The organism is Microbacterium sp. STN6, from assembly GCF_026410545.1.
Classification (GTDB): domain Bacteria; phylum Actinomycetota; class Actinomycetes; order Actinomycetales; family Microbacteriaceae; genus Root112D2.
This window is the reverse complement of sequence record NZ_JAPMIT010000002.1, coordinates 730,865-747,767: the sequence shown is the minus strand read 5'-3', so window position 1 is coordinate 747,767 and position 16,903 is coordinate 730,865. Positions and strand designations below refer to the sequence as shown.

General features: G+C 68.3%; 20 protein-coding genes and 1 other RNA gene. 2 read left to right on the top strand and 19 right to left on the bottom strand.

The genetic code is table 11. The features are described 5' to 3' along the window. Nucleotides 1-125: 125 nt before the first annotated feature. The 6 genes from OSC27_RS08970 to OSC27_RS08945 all read right to left on the bottom strand — a co-directional run bounded on the left by OSC27_RS08970 (nt 126) and on the right by OSC27_RS08945 (nt 4,966). Complete coding sequence (locus tag OSC27_RS08970) at nt 126-1,655, bottom strand: LuxR C-terminal-related transcriptional regulator (protein ID WP_267181091.1); 1,530 nt, start codon at nt 1,653-1,655, stop codon at nt 126-128. A gap of 12 nt (nt 1,656-1,667) precedes the next feature. Next, the gene (locus tag OSC27_RS08965) at nt 1,668-1,925 is read right to left on the bottom strand and encodes a hypothetical protein (protein ID WP_267181090.1); all 258 of its coding nucleotides are present in this window, start codon (nt 1,923-1,925) and stop codon (nt 1,668-1,670) included. A 178-nt stretch (nt 1,926-2,103) separates the two neighbouring features. Continuing rightward, an RNA gene (gene rnpB, locus OSC27_RS08960) (RNase P RNA component class A) lies at nt 2,104-2,498 on the bottom strand. Nucleotides 2,499-2,527: 29 nt separating this feature from the next. Further along, nucleotides 2,528-3,262 (bottom strand): zinc ribbon domain-containing protein, encoded by a 735-nt coding sequence (locus OSC27_RS08955; protein WP_267181089.1) that lies wholly within the window; start codon nt 3,260-3,262, stop codon nt 2,528-2,530. Nucleotides 3,263-3,302: 40 nt separating this feature from the next. Then, nucleotides 3,303-4,172, bottom strand: a complete 870-nt coding sequence (locus tag OSC27_RS08950; RefSeq protein ID WP_416348840.1) for a Nif3-like dinuclear metal center hexameric protein — start codon at nt 4,170-4,172, stop codon at nt 3,303-3,305. A 71-nt stretch (nt 4,173-4,243) separates the two neighbouring features. Next, nucleotides 4,244-4,966 (bottom strand): hypothetical protein, encoded by a 723-nt coding sequence (locus OSC27_RS08945; protein ID WP_267181087.1) that lies wholly within the window; start codon nt 4,964-4,966, stop codon nt 4,244-4,246. Nucleotides 4,967-5,034: 68 nt separating this feature from the next. On the opposite strand from OSC27_RS08945, the gene OSC27_RS08940 reads away from it, so the two are divergent. Together OSC27_RS08940 and OSC27_RS08935 are read left to right on the top strand one after the other, a co-directional pair. Next, a complete protein-coding gene (locus tag OSC27_RS08940) occupies nt 5,035-5,874 on the top strand; it encodes a thymidylate synthase (protein WP_267181086.1) in 840 nt (279 codons plus the stop codon). Between the two features lie 52 nt (nt 5,875-5,926). Beyond that, entirely contained in the window at nt 5,927-6,472 is a 546-nt protein-coding gene (locus OSC27_RS08935) for a dihydrofolate reductase (protein WP_323374009.1), read from the top strand. 43 nt (nt 6,473-6,515) lie between these two features. Here OSC27_RS08935 and OSC27_RS08930 read toward each other — a convergent pair whose 3' ends face one another. From OSC27_RS08930 to OSC27_RS08870, 13 genes are all read right to left on the bottom strand, one after another. Beyond that, a complete protein-coding gene (locus tag OSC27_RS08930) occupies nt 6,516-6,761 on the bottom strand; it encodes a carbon storage regulator (protein WP_267181085.1) in 246 nt (81 codons plus the stop codon). A gap of 25 nt (nt 6,762-6,786) precedes the next feature. Then, entirely contained in the window at nt 6,787-7,692 is a 906-nt protein-coding gene (locus OSC27_RS08925; protein ID WP_267181084.1) for a hypothetical protein, read from the bottom strand. Next, nucleotides 7,667-9,721: a flagellar biosynthesis protein FlhA gene (locus tag OSC27_RS08920; protein ID WP_267181083.1), complete on the bottom strand. Its 2,055-nt coding sequence runs from the start codon at nt 9,719-9,721 to the stop codon at nt 7,667-7,669. The genes OSC27_RS08925 and OSC27_RS08920 overlap by 26 nt, the downstream gene beginning before the upstream one ends. 17 nt (nt 9,722-9,738) lie before the next feature. Then, a complete protein-coding gene (locus OSC27_RS08915) occupies nt 9,739-10,821 on the bottom strand; it encodes an EscU/YscU/HrcU family type III secretion system export apparatus switch protein (RefSeq protein WP_267181082.1) in 1,083 nt (360 codons plus the stop codon). After that, nucleotides 10,821-11,579, bottom strand: a complete 759-nt coding sequence (locus OSC27_RS08910; RefSeq protein WP_267181081.1) for a flagellar biosynthetic protein FliR — start codon at nt 11,577-11,579, stop codon at nt 10,821-10,823. Before OSC27_RS08910 ends, OSC27_RS08915 begins: the two co-directional genes overlap by 1 nt. Then, entirely contained in the window at nt 11,576-11,854 is a 279-nt protein-coding gene (gene fliQ / locus OSC27_RS08905) for a flagellar biosynthesis protein FliQ (protein ID WP_267181080.1), read from the bottom strand. The genes OSC27_RS08910 and fliQ overlap by 4 nt, the downstream gene beginning before the upstream one ends. Further along, nucleotides 11,854-12,606 (bottom strand): flagellar type III secretion system pore protein FliP, encoded by a 753-nt coding sequence (gene fliP, locus OSC27_RS08900; RefSeq protein WP_267181175.1) that lies wholly within the window; start codon nt 12,604-12,606, stop codon nt 11,854-11,856. The genes fliQ and fliP overlap by 1 nt, the downstream gene beginning before the upstream one ends. An 89-nt stretch (nt 12,607-12,695) precedes the next feature. Further along, nucleotides 12,696-13,223, bottom strand: coding sequence for a flagellar biosynthetic protein FliO (fliO, locus tag OSC27_RS08895; protein WP_267181079.1), 528 nt, complete (start codon nt 13,221-13,223; stop codon nt 12,696-12,698). Nucleotides 13,224-13,225: 2 nt separating this feature from the next. Continuing rightward, a complete protein-coding gene (gene fliN, locus OSC27_RS08890) occupies nt 13,226-13,927 on the bottom strand; it encodes a flagellar motor switch protein FliN (RefSeq protein WP_267181078.1) in 702 nt (233 codons plus the stop codon). Next, complete coding sequence (locus OSC27_RS08885) at nt 13,924-14,835, bottom strand: flagellar motor switch protein FliM (protein WP_267181077.1); 912 nt, start codon at nt 14,833-14,835, stop codon at nt 13,924-13,926. The genes fliN and OSC27_RS08885 overlap by 4 nt, the downstream gene beginning before the upstream one ends. Before the next feature lie 78 nt (nt 14,836-14,913). After that, complete coding sequence (locus OSC27_RS08880) at nt 14,914-15,777, bottom strand: OmpA/MotB family protein (protein ID WP_267181076.1); 864 nt, start codon at nt 15,775-15,777, stop codon at nt 14,914-14,916. Next, entirely contained in the window at nt 15,774-16,538 is a 765-nt protein-coding gene (locus OSC27_RS08875) for a motility protein A (protein WP_267181075.1), read from the bottom strand. The genes OSC27_RS08880 and OSC27_RS08875 overlap by 4 nt, the downstream gene beginning before the upstream one ends. After that, nucleotides 16,538-16,852, bottom strand: coding sequence for a flagellar FlbD family protein (locus OSC27_RS08870; protein ID WP_267181074.1), 315 nt, complete (start codon nt 16,850-16,852; stop codon nt 16,538-16,540). Before OSC27_RS08870 ends, OSC27_RS08875 begins: the two co-directional genes overlap by 1 nt. Between the last annotated feature and the right edge of the window lie 51 nt (nt 16,853-16,903).

Genomic DNA, 16,903 nt, shown 5'->3' with positions numbered 1-16,903 from the left:
GGCAACCTCCCTGTTGACCCGAGGCAAGCCTAGGCAGGTGCGAGGCGCGACCACCATGCGCATTTCCCCCACCGCTCGGTAGGGATTCCCTCCACGTTGAGCGTCAATCGAGCGTCAGGCGAGCGTCAGTCGTGCAGCGAGGCGAGCACCGCGAGAGCCGTGCGATTGGCCGCTCCTGTCTTGCGCAGGATCGAGCCAACGTGCTTCTCGACGGTTTTGACCGATATTCCGAGAATCAGCGCGATGGCCTTATCCGGCAGCCCCTGCTCGAGCTGCGCGCGAACCTGCCGTTCACGCGCGGTCAACCCAGCTGCCGACGGCACATCGAGATCGAGCGCGTTCATGCTGCTGAACAGCTGCGACGTCATCACAGACTCGCCCCGGGCTGCGGCAATGACGGTGCGGGCAAGGCCCGCGGCATCCGTATCACTGCCTACAAAGCCCACTGCGCCACCCTGCGCCGCGTGGCGCACCCGATCGTCCGCTGGTGAGTCGACGAGGAGCACGACCGCTGCGGCGGGATCGGCGGCACGCAGGAATGACGTCAGGCGTACGCCATCGATGTGCGGCATTCCCAGGTGCACTAGCACGACATGCGGGCGCAGCAGCTGGTAGGCGTCGACGACCTGCGCCGAATCGCCGAGTTCGCCAACAACCTGCACGTCGGGTTCGGCGAGGTCCAGCATGCGAACCAGGCCCGCGCGAACGACGGCGCTCTCGTGTGCCACGAGCACCTTCCAGCGCGGCAGCTCCCGCGGGGCGAGCCCGGCCGGCACCGACGGCAGTTCGACTCGGAGCCTGGTTCCCCAGCCGACGGTCGAGTCGATGTGCACGGCACCGCCCAGGTGCTCAGCGCGAGCGATCAACCCCTGCAGGCCGAGTGGGCGAGTGGCGGGGTCGGATGCGCGCGTTCTCAATTCGGCGACGTCAAAGCCGCGGCCGTCATCCTCAATGATGGTCGTTATGCCGCGATTGCCGCTGACGAGTCCCACGCGCAGATGGCTGGCTCGCGCGTGCTCGACCACATTGACGAGCGCCTCCTGGATGATGCGGAAAAGCTGACGGGCAGCCTCAGGCTCGACCTGCTGGTGCTCGCCGAGTACGGTCAGCCTGGTCTTCACCGCTGAGGTCGACTCGACCCACGCGAGCTCCAAAGCGACTGCCTCTGTCAGCGAACGGCCGTCGAGCATGGCCGGGCCGAGGCCGAGGACGCTGCGGCGCGTCTCGCTGAGAGCCGAACGCGCGTCGGCTCTCGCAAGACAAATCGCCTCTCGAGGGTCGCGGCCAGCCTCGTGCTCCGCCTCAGCGCGGTCCAGGCGAAGCAAAAGCGCGGCAAGGCCGCGGCCCACGGAATCGTGGACGTCTCGCACCGAGCGCTCACGCTCGACCATGATCGCGGCCTCGGCCGATCGCTCCGCGGCCAAGGCGTGCAATCGTGCGTTCGTCATTGCGATCGCAGCGTGCGTGGCGAACATTTCGAGAAGGGCGGTATCGGCCGGCCCAAACCGGCGCTGCACCGACCGGGAGAAGACGACGCAACTGCCGATGATGCTGCCGTTCCACCGAATGGGCACGCCGATGACGGAATGCACCTGTTCGCGTTCGCCCTCCGGTATATGCCCACCCCGCACCTGCGAATAGTCGTCGAAGACCACCGCGCTGCGCGCTCAGACGACCTCACCCGTCACACCCTCGTCGAGCGGGAATGTCTGCCCCGAGAGGCAGCCGACTCCGAGGTCGATCTCCTTGCGGTAGGTGCCCGCCGCCTCGTCCACGGTGCAGATCGAGCCGCTGTCGCAATCGAGAAGCTCCATGCTGTGCCGCAGGATGCGTTCGAGCAGTGGCTCCAGAGAAAATTGGCCGGCGAGATCGATCGCCATCGCTCCGAGCACGTCGAGCTGAGCGCGCAGGCTCGCCGCTTCCATGCTGGGGAATGCCAACGCGGGTTCGGGTGGCGACGCTTCCATCGTTCGACCTTGAGAGAGGGGCGCAGGCGCCTGCTGATGCCTGTGAAGCCATCCTCTCGCCGAATACGTCCCCGCGCCAGCGTGCAGCCGGCGGCAGTGAGTTCGGCAGTGCGTTCGGCAGTGCGTGATGATGTAACGAATGGGCCGGCTGATACGCCGGGTTCTGTTCACGCTCGAAAGCGCTGGACGGCCATCTCTCTCGGGACTACGTTGCCGCAGCCCTCTAGCGGTCTACCCGGAAACGAGACGAGCAGCCTCATAGTTCCCTGTCTGACCTTGCTCCGGACGAGGTTTGCCGAGCCGACCGGGTCACCCCGGTCGCTGGTGGTCTCTTACACCACCGTTTCACCCTTACCTTTAGGCGCGGCCCGAAGGTCTCGCCTGAGGCGGTCTGCTTTCTGTGGCACTGTCTCGCGGGTTGCCCCGGGTGGGTGTTACCCACCGTCCTGCTCTGCGGAGCCCGGACGTTCCTCGGCGCCCGTTCCGGCTGGCGAGAGCTGAGACAGGCGACGCGACCGTCTTGCCGGCCCATTCGCGCCTCACAGTCTACTTGGGTCGCTTCAGAGCCCAGATTCCTCGTCGCGGATGAGGATGCAGCTGCTCTCCGGGCACAGCACGACGTCGTCGGGCGCGGCCTTGCGAATCGCGTCGAGGTCCGTCGGGTTGAGTGCCGTATTGCTGCCGAGCGACACGCCGCGCTGCAGCAGCGCCGCGCCGATGCCGTACCTGGCACGCTGCTTCTCGTAGAGCCCGAGAAGGTCTGCCGGCACGGTGTTCGCGATTGTCACGCGATCCGCGGCCAACGCGCGCCGCTTCGCCTCAATGCCTGTCAGCTCAGTCTGACGCGCATCCTCGAGCAGGCCGGCCTGGCCCTGCAGCTCGGCGCGACGCGCCTCGGCCTGAGCGAGCGCCGCCTCCAGCTCCTCGATGCGCTCCATGACGTTCAGCTCGATCTCCTCGAGATCGCCGCGTCGCTTGCGCAGCGACGCGAGTTCGGCCTCGAGACCCTGGATGTCCTTGACCGAGGCCGTCTGCTGCACGCGAGCGGTGTCACGAGCGATGCGGGCCTCGACCACCTCGACATCGGATTCCGCCCGCTTGAGCTCGGCCCTGGCATCCTCGAGCTCGCCCGTGCGCGCGACGTGCTGCGCCCGAGCCTCCTTCAGCTCCGGGGCGAGCGCCTTCAGCTCGCCGTTCTGCGGCAGGTTCGCCTCGGCGTGATCGAGTCGGGCGAGGCCGTTGTCGATCTCCTGCAGCCGCAGCAGTTCACTCTGATCGGCGGGCGATGCTTTCACGTGTGCTCCTGGATGGGGGTTCGAAGAATGGTGTCGGCGCTCACTGTACGACCTGGAAGTCCCAGGGGTCGGTGCGCAGCTCACTCACTGTGACCGTCACGCCCGGCAGTTCCGCCCGAAGAGCGCCGGCCGCGGTCTCCAGCCACAGCCACTCGCTCGCCCAATGCGACACGTCGATGAGGGCGGGCCCGCCATCGATGCGCGCCTGCTCGCGGGCCTCGGAGGCCGGGTGATGCCGCAGATCCGAGGTGATGTAGACATCGGATGTCGCCACCTCCGCCGTACCCAGCAACGAGTCGCCCGCCCCACCGCACAGCGCGACCGTGCGCACGGGGGCGTCGTACTCCCCCGCAACCCGCACGCCGGAGGCAGTGGGCGGCAGGATTTCTGCGAGCGTGCGGGCGAGGCGGCCGAGGGTGGTGGGTTCGGGCAGCGTACCGACGCGGCCGATGCCCTCGCCCTCGGCGCCGCCCGGTGTGATGGGGCGGGTCTCCGTGAGGCCGAGGCGGCCAGCGAGCACGCCGCTTGTTCCGTCATCGACGACGTCGGCGTTGGTGTGGGCGGCGATGAGGGCGCAGCCCGAGCGGATGAGGCGCGCAAGCAGCGCGCCCTTGTACCGGTCCTCGCCCACGGAGGTGACCCCGCGAAGCAGCAGCGGGTGGTGCACCAGCAGCAGGTCTGCGCCGACCGTTACCGCCTCGTCGACCGTATCGGCGACGGGGTCGACGGCGAGCAGGATCGAGGAGATGCGCGCCGCCGGGTCGCCGGAGAGAAGCCCGGGCGCATCCCACCCCTCTGCACCGGATAACGGCCAGAGCCGCTCGATCACGGCGCGGACTTCGGAGAGCGTGTACTGCACGCGTACGAGCCTACTTGCTGACGGATGCCGGGGCCTCACGGTCGGGCACATCACCGGCGTTGCGGGTATTGCCCTGGTTCAGTGCCCGAGTGCCGCGGGCTCAGTGCCCGAGCAGCGCCGGCTCAGTGCGCGAGCAGCCAGAAGCCTGCGGTTGCGCCGCCGCCCAGGACCACGACGAGAATAATCGACCAGGCAACAACGGCCCCCGGGGGACGCGCGCGTGCGGCAGTTTGATCGGCCCCGCGGTCGTTGCCCGGCGTGCCGTCGAACGCAGCCGCATCGACCGTGTCGACGGGTTGAGTGATGAGGCTGTCGAATGACGGTCGAGGCGCGGCCTGCCAGACAGGGAGACCCGGCTCCTCCGCTCTGGGCGCGGGCGGTTGCGGCACGGGGTGCTCGAGGACCGGCTGCTCCGGCACTTCGGGTTCGAGAACTGTCCGTTCGACCGCGGGCGGTTGCGGGATGGGCAGTGCTCCCGTTGCGGCGCGCACTGCGAGGGCCTGCTCGAAGCGCTCGATGGCGTCGAGCGTGGACGTGCGGTGTGCGAGTTCGTCGGCGAGAGCGCGGGCCAGCTCGTCGTCGCTCACGTCGGGCGCCAGTTCAGCCGCCAAGGTCAGCGGAGAGACCGGAGCAGCAGCGTCACCTGCCGGTTCAGCAGCGTCGTCCGCCGGTTCGTCAGCAGCGTCGTCCGCCGGTTCGTCAGCCACGTCCGCGCCCGCGAGCAGAAACTCGGGCAGCACGCGCGGGCCGTCGGCAGGCGGGCGGTACGTCGAGCGTCGCCGTGCGGGCAGCAACTCCTCCGCGGGTACGGCGACGCCTTCGGGCGGCGCCTCATCCGTCTGCATGCCACGAGTTTAGCGGCTCACGGGCCCGTTCGGCCCGGCGGCGCACGGTTCGTCGTAGCATCGTCTGGATGACTGAGACGACGGCGGGTGCACGCGCGGAGAGCCGCGTGATCGCCACCCCATATGAGGACTTGCTGCGCGACGTGCTCGAGAACGGCACGCCCAAGACCGATCGAACGGGCACCGGCACCCGAAGCGTCTTCGGCCGCCAGCTTCGCTTCGATCTGGCGGAGGGGTTCCCGCTGATCACGACCAAGCGGGTGCACTTCAAGTCCGTGGCATACGAGTTGTTGTGGTTCCTGCGTGGGGACGGCAACGTGCGCTGGCTGCAGGAGCACGGCGTGAAGATCTGGAACGAATGGGCAGACGAGAACGGAGATCTCGGCCCGGTTTACGGGGTGCAGTGGCGCTCCTGGCCCGCCCCTAACGGTGAGCACATCGACCAGATCTCCTCAGTGATCGACACCCTTCGCTCGAACCCCGACTCGCGACGCATGCTCGTCTCGGCATGGAATGTTGCTGATATTCCCGAGATGGCACTTGCCCCCTGCCACGCCCTGTTCCAGTTCTACGTCGCCGACGGCCGGCTGTCATGCCAGCTGTACCAGCGCAGCGCCGACCTGTTCCTAGGCGTGCCGTTCAACATCGCGAGCTACGCCCTGCTCACGCTCATGGTCGCCGATCAGGTCGGCCTCGAGCCCGGTGACTTCGTGTGGACCGGCGGCGACTGCCACATCTACGACAACCACGTGGAGCAGGTCACCGAGCAGTTGAGCCGGCAGCCGTACGCGCCGCCGACGCTCACTATCCGCACACGGCGCCCCAGCCTCTTCGACTACGAGTACGACGATTTCGTCGTCGAGGGCTACCAACACCACCCCGCCATTTCGGCACCGGTCGCGGTGTGAGCGCTGGTCCCGGTGTGAGCACTGGCCGCGCTATGCCGACCACGATGAGCGGATGGCCCGGGCCCCGCGCGTGATCGGTCTCATCTGGGCCCAGTCCCCCACCGGCGTCATCGGCGCCGGCGGCGCGATCCCATGGCGCGTGCCGGAGGACATGGCTCACTTTTCGGCGCTCACGACCGGCTCGGTAGAAGGCGCGGGTCCCGCACCGGCCCGCTCGACCGTGGTCATGGGGCGGCGCACGTGGGATTCACTGCCGGAGCGCTTTCGCCCGCTTCCCGACCGACGGAACGTGGTTCTCACCCGGCAGCGGGACTGGACGGCGACGGGCGCGGAGCGCGCGGCATCCCTCGACGACGCCCTGAGCGTGCCCGGCGATGTATGGGTCATCGGCGGGCAGCAGCTGTACGAGGCGGCAATCGGCCTGGCCGATCGGCTCGAGGTGACGGACGTGGAGGTCGCGGTGGAGGGCGACACACATGCGCCGGTGATCGGACCGGAGTGGCGTGAGGTCGAGGGCGACGGGTACGGGGTGTGGCGAGAGTCTCGCTCGGGCGTTCGCTACCGATGGCGCCGCCTCGAGAAGAGCGCGGTCGGGTAGAGGGTCTCGATACGCGCTTCGCGCTACTCGACCGGAGGGAGCGCTACTCGGTCGGCGGCGTGGCGATGCCGAGGCGCTCCTTGAGCAGGCGCTCGGCCTCGACGTCGGCGGAGGCGGCCTGGATGTTCGCCTCGGCGACCTGCCGAACGACCTCTTCGCGCTGAATGGTGATGCCTCGCGGAGCGTCGATGCCGATGCGCACACCGTCTCCGCGAGAGTCGAGCAGCGTGATCACGATGTCGTCGCCGATGAGGATCTTCTCCCCCGGCTTGCGTGTCAGCACCAGCACGTGGCTACCCTATCGCAGGCGCCTGTCACAAACGCGCCGTGGGTGACGGCAAGCCGTTCAGCCAGCCGATGGGAATCTGCAGGTCGTTCACGCTCGCCGGGCTGGCCGTCATGTCCGTTCCCTCCACGGCGAGGCCATGCACCGGTGTGGCTGCGGCGATGGCGGTGACCCAGCGTGCGGTGTCCTCGCTCTTGCGCCCGGCATCGACCGCGAGCCACAGCTGGTCGGCCCCGATGCGCGTGAGCGCGGTGATCGCCGAGCGGGAGATCCCGAGCCCGCTTCCGAGCCCGTATGCCACGATGACGCATGCCTCCAGTTGCACCCCGTGCGCTCGGGCTGCGTTCGCCGTTCGGCGATCGCAGACCGCATCCGTCTCCTTCGAAAGCGCACCGGAGAGCAACACCTCGGCGTACACCGCCGTGTTCGACATGGAGTGCGCTATGCGAGCCGCGTCGTCCGCCATGCCCGCGACGACGATGAGATCGCCTGGTCGAACGAGCGGCGGCGCGGCCGGCGTTGGAGCGGCGGGGCGAGGCGGTGCCTGCGGTGCTCCGGCCTGCTCCTGGCCGTCGGAGGTGTTGAAGATGAGGTCGTCCATGATGGCCGCGAAGTTCGGCTCCTGGGTCGACACCGACGGCTCCGGGCGCGCCTCGTTCGCGCCGGTGAAGTGGGCCTCTTCCGCATCCGCCTCGTCGAGCAGCGCGGCGAGTCCGACGCGTGCGGGCACGTCGAAGAGCACGTGGGCAGGCGGCGACGGCTCGTCGAGTTCGACGGTGGCCTCATAGTGGTGCCGGGCGAAGAACCCGCGGATGCCGCCGACGGTCACCTTCTCCGCCTGCACGACGCGGGCTCGCGGCCCGTATTCGGCCAGCACGCGCTCCCTCAGCTCGATGAGCGAGGGCGCCTCAAGCCGCAGCAATCTCGGCGACACGGACCACCCCCACCGTCTCGATGTTCACGTTCGCGCTCGTGACCTCCTGGTACGACAGCACCGGCAGCGTGCCGAGCTGGGCGGCCACGAGCTTGTGCACGGCCGCCCGCAGCGCCGGTGCGCATACGAGAACGGCCGTGAGGCCGCTCGCCTCGGTGCGCGCGACCGACTCGCGCAGCGAGGCCACGATGGCGTCGAGTCGCTCTGGGCTGAGAATGATCTGGCTGCCGTTCTCGCCCTGGCGCAGGCCCTCGAGCAGGCTCTGCTCGAGCAGAGGATCGATCATGATCACGCGCAGCACAGAATCCTCCGCATACAGGGCGCAGATCGCGGGCCCGAGCGCCTGCCGGGACGCCTCGACGAGCCCTTCCGGGTCTGCCGAAACCTTGGCGCGCAACAGCAGAGCCTCGTAGATGCGCCCGAGGTCGTTGATGGGGATCTGCTCGGCGAGCAGCCCCTGCAGCACGCGCTGCACCTCGGCGAGCGACATGACGTTCGGAACGAGCTCGTCGACCGCGGAGGGGTTCACCTGCTTCACGCCCTCGGTGAGCACGCGCACGTCTTCACGGCTCAGCAGCCGGGCCGCGTTCGTCGAGACGATCGAGGAGAGGTGGGTGACGAGCACCGACACGCGGTCGATCACGGTGGCGCCGGCCATCTCTGCCCCGTGGCGCAGCTCGCTCGGAACCCACTTGCCGCTGAGCCCGAACACGGGCTCAACGACCGCCGATCCCGGCAGCGCATCGAGGTTGTCGCCGAGCGCGAGCACCTTGCCACTCGGCGCAATGCCGCGACCTGCCTCCACCCCCGCGATACGGATGACGTAGGTGGCGGCGGGCAGCTCGACGCTGTCTCTCGTGCGCACCGGCGGCACCACGATGCCGAGTTCCATGGCGATCTTGCGCCGCAGGGCTCGCACGCGCCCGAGCAGGTCGTCGGAGGCGCCCGTGACCAGGTCGACCAGGTCCGGCGCCAGCTGGATCTCGAGCGCCTGCACGCGCATCTGCTCGATGAGATCGTCCGTCGTCTCCGAGCCCGGAGTCGCCGCACCCTGCGCCGCCAGCGCCGTCTCGCTCGCCTCCTGCGCCTTGCGGTTCGCCTTGAGCCGCTGCGCGACGAGGATCAGCGCGCCTCCGATGAGAATGAACGGAATCATCGGCATGCCCGGGATCAGTGCGAGCACGATGGCTGCGCAGCCCGCAATGGTGAGCGCCGTCTGCGACTGCGTCAGCTGAGCGGATGCGCTCGAGCCCATGTCGGTGTCGACATTCGAGCGGGTCACGATCATGCCCGTGGAGACCGCCATCAAGAGCGCCGGGATCTGGGTGACGAGGCCGTCGCCGATGGTCAGCAGCGTGTAGGTGCCGACGGCGTCGCCGATATCCATTCCGCGCTGGAGCATGCCGATGGCGATGCCGCCGACGATGTTGATGATGATGATGATGATCCCGGCGATCGCGTCGCCCTTGACGAACTTGGATGAGCCGTCCATGGCCCCGTAGAAGTCGGCCTCGGCGGCCACGGCGGCGCGGCGTTCGCGCGCCTGCGTGTCGGTGATGAGGCCGGCGTTCAGGTCGGCGTCGATGGCCATCTGTTTGCCGGGCATGGCGTCGAGCGTGAAGCGCGCTCCCACCTCGGCCACACGCTCGGCGCCCTTGGTCACGACGACGAACTGGATGACGACGAGGATCAGGAAGACGACCGCCCCGATGATCATGGAGCCGCCGACCGCGACGTGGCCGAACGAGGCGATCACCTGGCCCGCGTAGCCGTCGCCGAGCACGAGCCGGGTGGAGGCCACGTTGAGGCCAAGCCGGAAGAGGGTCGCGACGAGCAGCAACGAGGGGAATACCGAGAAGTCGAGCGGCTTCTTCACGAACATCGTCGTCAGCAGAATGACGAGCGCGAACAGGATGTTCACGATGATGAGCACGTCGAGAAGCCACGCGGGCACGGGCATGATCAGCAGCATGATGATGCCGACGACGCCGACGGGCACCGCCAGCTTCGACAGATTGCGTGTCTTCATGTCAGTTCACTCTCTTCTCACGCGGCCGCGGGGGCCATCGTGTGGGTGCCGTATGCGGCGCCGCGCGTGCGCAGCGCCATGACGAACGCCAGCACGCGGGCGACCGCGTTGTACAGCTCGACGGGAATCTCCTGGCCGATCTCGCACTGCGCGTGCAGGGCACGTGCCAGCGGAATGTCACGAACCATGGGAACACGGTCGCTTTCGGCCTGTTCACGGATGCGCGTGGCGATCGTTCCCTGCCCCTTGGCGACGACGCGGGGTGCCGACTTGCCCGGCTCGTAGACGAGCGCGACGGCGATGTGCGTGGGGTTGACCACCACGACGTCGGCGCTCGCGATGGCGGCGATCATGCGGTTGCGGCTCATGGCCATCTGACGGGATCGGCGCTGGGACTTGATGAGCGGGTCGCCGTCCGAGTTGCGATGCTCGTCCTTGACCTCGCGCTTGGTCATGCGGGTCTTCTTGCGGTTGCGACGCAGGATGACGAAGACATCGATGCCGGCAATGACGAGGCCCGCGGCGACGGCCACGCGCAGCATATTCGCAATGCCCTCCCCCGCCTCGTCGAGAACGGCGGAGACCGACATGCCGCCCGAGGCGGTGAGCACCGGGATGAGTCCCTGGACCACCGCGTAGAGCACCGCGCCGACGACAACGGTCTTCAGCAGGGCCTTCGCGCCCTCCCACAGCGCGTTCATGCCGAAGGTGCGCTTCAGGCCGCTCACAAGGTTGAAGTGCTCGAACGATGGCTTGAACTTCTTGACATGCAGTCCGCCCTGCACCACCGATCCGCCGACGACGGCGATGACCACGACGACAAGCATGGGCGTCATGGTTGCCATGACCGAGGCGAGTCCGTCACCCAAGGCGGCGAGAGCGACCCCGGTGTCGGCGGTGGCGATCGCGGAACGCACGGCCGCAAACTGCTGCTCACCGGCATCCGCTGCTGCCGTCATGGTGGTGGGGATCATGATGGCCGCCGCGCCGACGCCGAGCCACGCCGTCAGGTCCTTGGACTTGCTGAGCTGGCCCTTGGAGCGCACCTCCTTCATGCGCTTGTCGGTCGCCTGTTCGGTGCGTTCGCCCGCGTCTGACATCAGTTCACCCCCGAAACGAGGCCGACCGCCTGGCCGGTGAGGGCGGCGATGATGCCGGGCAGGGCCACAAACACCACGCCGGCGAGGCTGACCGTCAGGAGGATCTTCAGCGGGAAGCCGAGGGCGAACGCGTTGAGCGCCGGGGCGACGCGCGTGATGAGGCCGAGCCCGGCATCCGCGAGGAAGAGAACGACGATGAGCGGGCCGGCGATCTGCACGGCGGCGAGCATCATCTGCGTGACCCCGGTGAGCGCGGCCTCGGCGAGATGGCCCGTGTCGATGGCCGCACCGAGCGGCAACGCCGTGAAGCTGCGGGTCAGGCCGCCGAGCACCAGCTGGTAGCCGTCGGAAGCGAAGAGCAGCGCAAGTGCGGTCATCTGGAACAGCCGGGTGAACTGCGCGCCGTTGACCATGGCCTGCGGGTCGTAGCCCTGGGCGAGCTGGAAGCCGCCGAACTGGTCGATGAGCGTTCCCGCCGACTGGATGGCCGAGAACACCAGCATGACCAGGAAGCCGAGGGCGGCACCGGTGACGGCCTCGAGAACGAGGGCGAGAAGGAAGCCCGCCGTATCCGGTGCGTGGAAGTCGTGGGTGACCGCCGGCGAGACCGCGAGGGCGAGCCCGATCGCGACCATTGCCTTTACGCGGGCCGGAAACGCGTTGTACGAGAACGGCGGCGCGATGACCACGAACGCCGTCATGCGCACGGCCGCCAGCATGACCGCCTCGATCCACGACTGGTCGATGTCGAAGCTCATGAGCCACCGCCCAGCAGCATCGGGATCTTGTCGAACATCTCGTTCGTGAACGTGACGATCTCGGAGATCATCCAGTGGCCGGCGATCAGCAGGGCCACCGCGACGGCGACGGCCTTCGGCACGAACGACAGCGTCACCTCCTGGATCTGGGTGATCGACTGCAGGAGCGACACGGCGAAGCCGACGACGAGCGCCGTGATGAGAATGGGCGCGGCGAGCTTCGCGGCCACGATGAGCCCCTGCATGCCGATGTCCATGACCATGTTGGTATCCATCAGCCGCTCCCGTAGCTCTGGATGAGGGCGGTGATGATGATGCCCCAGCCGTCGACGAGGATGAACAGCAGCACCTTGAAGGGCAGCGAGATCATGACGGGCGGCAGCATCATCATGCCCATCGACATGAGGGCGGCCGACACGACGAGGTCGATGATGAGGAACGGCACGAAGATGACGAAGCCGATGATGAACGCGGCCCGCAGCTCCGAGATCATGAAGGCCGGGATGAGCGTGGTGATGCCGACGCTCGCCGGATCCTTGGGGTTGGGCAGGCCCGCCGCGCGCGTCATGAGCGCGAGGTCCTCCTGCCGGGTGTGCGCGATCATGAAGCCGCGCAGGGGGCCGGAGGCGGCCTGGATCGCCGCGTCGAACGTCATGTGACCGGCAAGATACGGCTGTACCGCGTGCGTGTTGATATCGGTGAGCACCGGGCCCATGATGAACAGCGACAGGAACAGCGCGAGGCCCGCCAGCACCTGGTTGGGCGGAATCGACTGCAGGCCGAGCGCATTGCGCGTCATGGCCAGCACCACGAAGATCTTCGTGAACGAGGTCATCATCATGAGCGCGGCCGGGGCCACCGACAGCAGCGTGATGCCGATGAGGGTCACGACGGCTGACGACGGCGTGCCGTCCGGCCCGTTGATGCTCACGGTCAGGTCGCCGGAGTCGGTCGGCGCGGTGGGGGTCGGCACCGGGGTGGGCGGGGTCGGGGCGGCGTGCGCGGCCGTCGTCGCGACGCAGACCATCACGACCACGGTGAGCACGCCGATGGCGGTGAGGATGGCCGGCCGCACCCAGCGGGGCGACGCCGCCGTCGCCGTGGCAGCCACTGGACTCACCGCCCCTGCCGAAGCGCCGCGCCGGTCTGCTTCCACGTCGCGGGCGAGAGGATGGATCCGCCGAGCTTGCCCTGCGGGGCGCGATCGCGCCGCGGACGCAGCATGGCGACGGGGGCGGGCTCGAGGGCGGCGTGCTGCGGGCCCTGCGATGCCGGCGCGTGCTGCGCAGCATCCGTCGCCTGCGTGCCTCTGACCTGGGTGCCCTCGAGCGCGATGCCCTCGCGACGGGCGTTCTCCAGGGTGCGCGAGAACTCGTCGGCGCGCAGCACGGTGCTGCCGATGTCTTCGCTGTGCAGCACGTTCACGGACTGCTCGGTAACGCCGAGCAGAAGACGCTTGCCGTCGCTCTCGACCATGACGACGGAAGCGCGGCGGCTGAGCGCCTGGCGACCCACGACCTGGATGCTGTTCGTGCGCGCACGCCGGCGCGGGCGACGCTCGAGCTTGCGGCGCAGAAGCCACAGAAGCGCGAGCACCGCCGCGAGCGACAGCACGACGCGAAGAGCGAGGACGAGGGTGTCCATGTTCAGGCGATGCCGTCCGCGACGTCGAGGATCTGGGTGATGCGAACCGCGTACTCCTGGTCGACGACGACGACCTCGCCGTGCGCGATCAGGCGGCCGTTGAGCAGGATGTCGGCGGGCGAGCCCGCCGAGCGGTCGAGCTCGACGACGGCGCCCGGTTCGAGCGCGAGCAGGTCGCGGACCGACATGCGAGTGCGGCCGATCTCGACCGCGAGAGCCATCTCGACGTTGCTGATGCGGCCGAGCTTGCCGACCACCGAGCGGTCGACATCGCGGTCGGCCGAGACCGTGCCGTTCTGACGGATGCGCACCGCGACCTCGCCCGCAAGGCGACCGTCGGCCTCGAGCAGCCGGAAGCGAACGGCGTCGGCGTCGGAGAAGAGCGACGAACGCTCCTCGAGCCTGCCCTCGCCGAGCACGCCGCTGCCGAGCGGGCCGGTCGCGGCCTCGAGCGCGGGCCGCAGCACGTCGACGAGTGACACCTGCGGAGCGTCTCCGCCGGCGGGCGCGAGGGCCTCGGCGTCGAGCAGCGCGATGGCGAAGTCTGCCGAGGTCGCCCCCACGAACGCCGCCACGACGGCGGCCGTCTCGGGGGCGGCAGCCCCGTCGGAGATGCGTTCGGCGTGTAGCGCCTGCGCCGTGGGAAGCTGCTCGACGAGTGCGTCGACGCTGGCGGCGTGCAGGTCTTGCGTGACGGTGGTCATGATGGGTTCTCCTCGGTGTTCACGACGACGCAGGCGAGTCGGGACCCGTTGGATCCGACCGCGGCGCGAGCCAGCTGCACTCCGTCGACAATCAGCGCGAACGGCCGGTGTGCGGGGTGCGGAAGCGGAATGAGATCGCCCGCGGCGAGCGAAAGGATGGTGCTCGGCCGCACCATGGCGGGCGTGACCTGCAGCGCGACCTCGACGGGCACCTGTGCAAGCTGGTCGTGCAGCAGTTCCCGCACGTTCGCGGCGCTCTTGGTCGGGCTGGCCGCCCCAAGCTGCGGCAGAAGCACCTCGGAGGGCATGGCGAGCGTGGCTGGTGCGATCTCGTCGCCCATGCGAATGGTGAAGGACGCGACGATCATGAGGTCGCGGGTGGCCGCGGCCTGAGCGAATTGCGAGTTGTACTGGATGCCGCTGACGCCGATTCCCGTGACTAGAAGCGGGCCGAGCGAGTACCGCAGGTCTTCGAGCGCGTCGTCGATCAGGCGTCGCACGAGCACCTGCTCGAGCGGGGTGAACTTGCGCTCAGGCAGGTCGTGAGCGGCACCGTTGCCACCCAGCATGTGCGTCACCCACGACAACGCCGCCGTCGTGGGGAACTGGATGACGGCCTTCGGCTCGGTGTCGGCGAGTTCGCATAGCACCATCGCGGTGTGTGCAGGCAGTCCGGCGGCGTACTCGTCGTACGTCACCATGGTGACCTGCTCGCAGGTCACCTGGGAGACGAGCCGCACTTTCGCGGTGAGCTGGGTGCCCCACTGGCGGGCGAACGTCTCGAACGCGAGCTCGAGCACGCGTGAGTGTTCGCGGGCGAGCGTGGTGGGTCGGCGGAAGTCATACAGCTCAACGGACTTCGCCGCCGCTGAGGGCGCGCGAGACACCGTGTGTTCCTGGACCGTCACGAAGCACACTATCGGCCGCCGTCGGCCGTGCGTTAGGCACGCCTGGGCCGGGCGCCATCACCTTTCACCGCTACATCGTCATGGTCCGCTCGAGGCCACCCCCGCGGTTGCCGCTGCCTGGCGCTCCTGGAGGATGCCCGGGATGAGGGCCCGCACCTCCTCCGGCTGCGTCGAGAGCACCACGATGTCGACGCGGCGGTTCTTGGCGAGGTCCGCCGGAGTGGTACCGGTGGAGAGCGGGCGTGTGTCTCCGAAGCCCACCGCGGAGATGCGGGTCGGCACGATTGCGTCCTGCTCCACCAGGTGCCGCAGCACCTGGGTGGCGCGTCCCGACGAGAGCTCCCAGTTTGTGGGGTACGGGTAGGCGGCGCTGCGCGCATCCGCGTGGCCCTCGACCGAGATCGAGTACGGTGTCTCGCGGAGCGGCGGCGCGACCGCGTCGAGCACACGCACGGCCTTGTTGCTCAGATCGATCTTGTTGGTCGCGAAGAACGTCTCAGACCCGATGAGCCGGATCGTGAGGCCGCGCTCGTCCAGCTTGAGGTCGACAGAGCTCGCCAGCTGCTGGGCGGCCAACGCATCGTGGATCTTCTGCTCGAGCGCGGCGAGGGAGTCGAGCTCCTGCTCGGCGAGCTCGCGATCCGTCATCGCCTTCTGCTCGACCTTCGTGAAGCCCTGGGCGTCCTTGTTCAGAAGGTCCTTGGGCAGAACGACACCCTGGGCCGAGTCGATCTTCTCGGTCTTCGTCGTGCCGAAGCCCGTGGCGAGCGAGTTCTTGAGTTCCTGGAACTTGTCCTTGTCGACCACCGACATCGAGTACAGCACGATGAACATGCACATGATGACGGTGACCATGTCCATGTACGACGCCATCCACCGTTCGCTGGTGTCGTGCTCCGGTTCGCCCTCGCCGAGATTGCGGCGACGGGGCCGGGTGCTCATGCGGCCTGCGGCAGGGCGTACGACGGCACCATCGCCCGCAGCCGCTCCCCCACCAGGCGGGGTTGGCTCCCTGCCTGAACGGCGAGGATGCCTTCCATCAGGAGCGTCATGCGCTCCACTTCCAGCTCACTGAGCCGCGCGAGCCGCGTGCCGATCGGCAGCCACAGGAAGTTGGCCGACAGCAACCCCCACAGCGTGGCGACGAACGCACTCGCAATGGCAGGGCCGAGGGTGGCCGGGCTGTCGAGGTTCTCGAGAACGTGCGTCAGCGAGACGACCGTGCCGATGATGCCGACGGTCGGGGCGTAGCCGCCCATCGCGGCGAAGAACTTGGCGGCCACCTTGTTGGTGCGTGCCTGGGTGGCGATCTTGTCCTCAAGCAGCATGCGCAGCTCGTCGGCGTCCGTGCCGTCGGCTATATTCTGCAGCGCCTCCTTCAGGAACGGGTCGTCGACCTGATCCGCCTCCTGCTCGAGCGCCAGCAGCCCTTCGCGCCTGGCCTTCTCGGCGAGGGAGACGACCTGGTCGATGATCTCCTGCGGAGGGCTCACCTTGCCCTTGAAGGCACGCGGCACTGCCTTGACGGCGAGCACCGCATCCTTCAGGGTGCCGCTCGCGATGCCGACGGCGATCGTGGCGCCGAGCACGAACACCATGGGGGCGGGAATGAGCAGGGCGGTCACGCTTGCGCCGTCCATGACGATCATGGCACCCAGGGCGCCGAACGCCATGAGGATGCCGATGATGGTAGCCGGATCCATCAGTTCTTCCCTACCCGCGGCGCGGTGGGAACCGTGTTCCGAGGCGCCTGATCGCTGGTGTCGTCCTCGCTCGTGACAAGACTGAGCCGCTGGGCGCCCGGGTGCACCGGCGCCGACGGCTGAGCGTTGGCGAGCGAGATCACATGCGCGCGATACTGAGCGATCATCTCGATGACGTCGCTCATCGACTCTGTCACGATGAAGGTGGAGCCGTCGACAAGCACGAGAGTGGTGTCGGGATGGGCGTGTATGCGCTCGATCAGGTCAGGGTTGACCGCGAACTGGCTGTCGTTAAGCCGCGTGACTACGATCATGACTCATCCCTGATGATTGCTTGCGGATCCCATCCATAGGCTCCTCACACA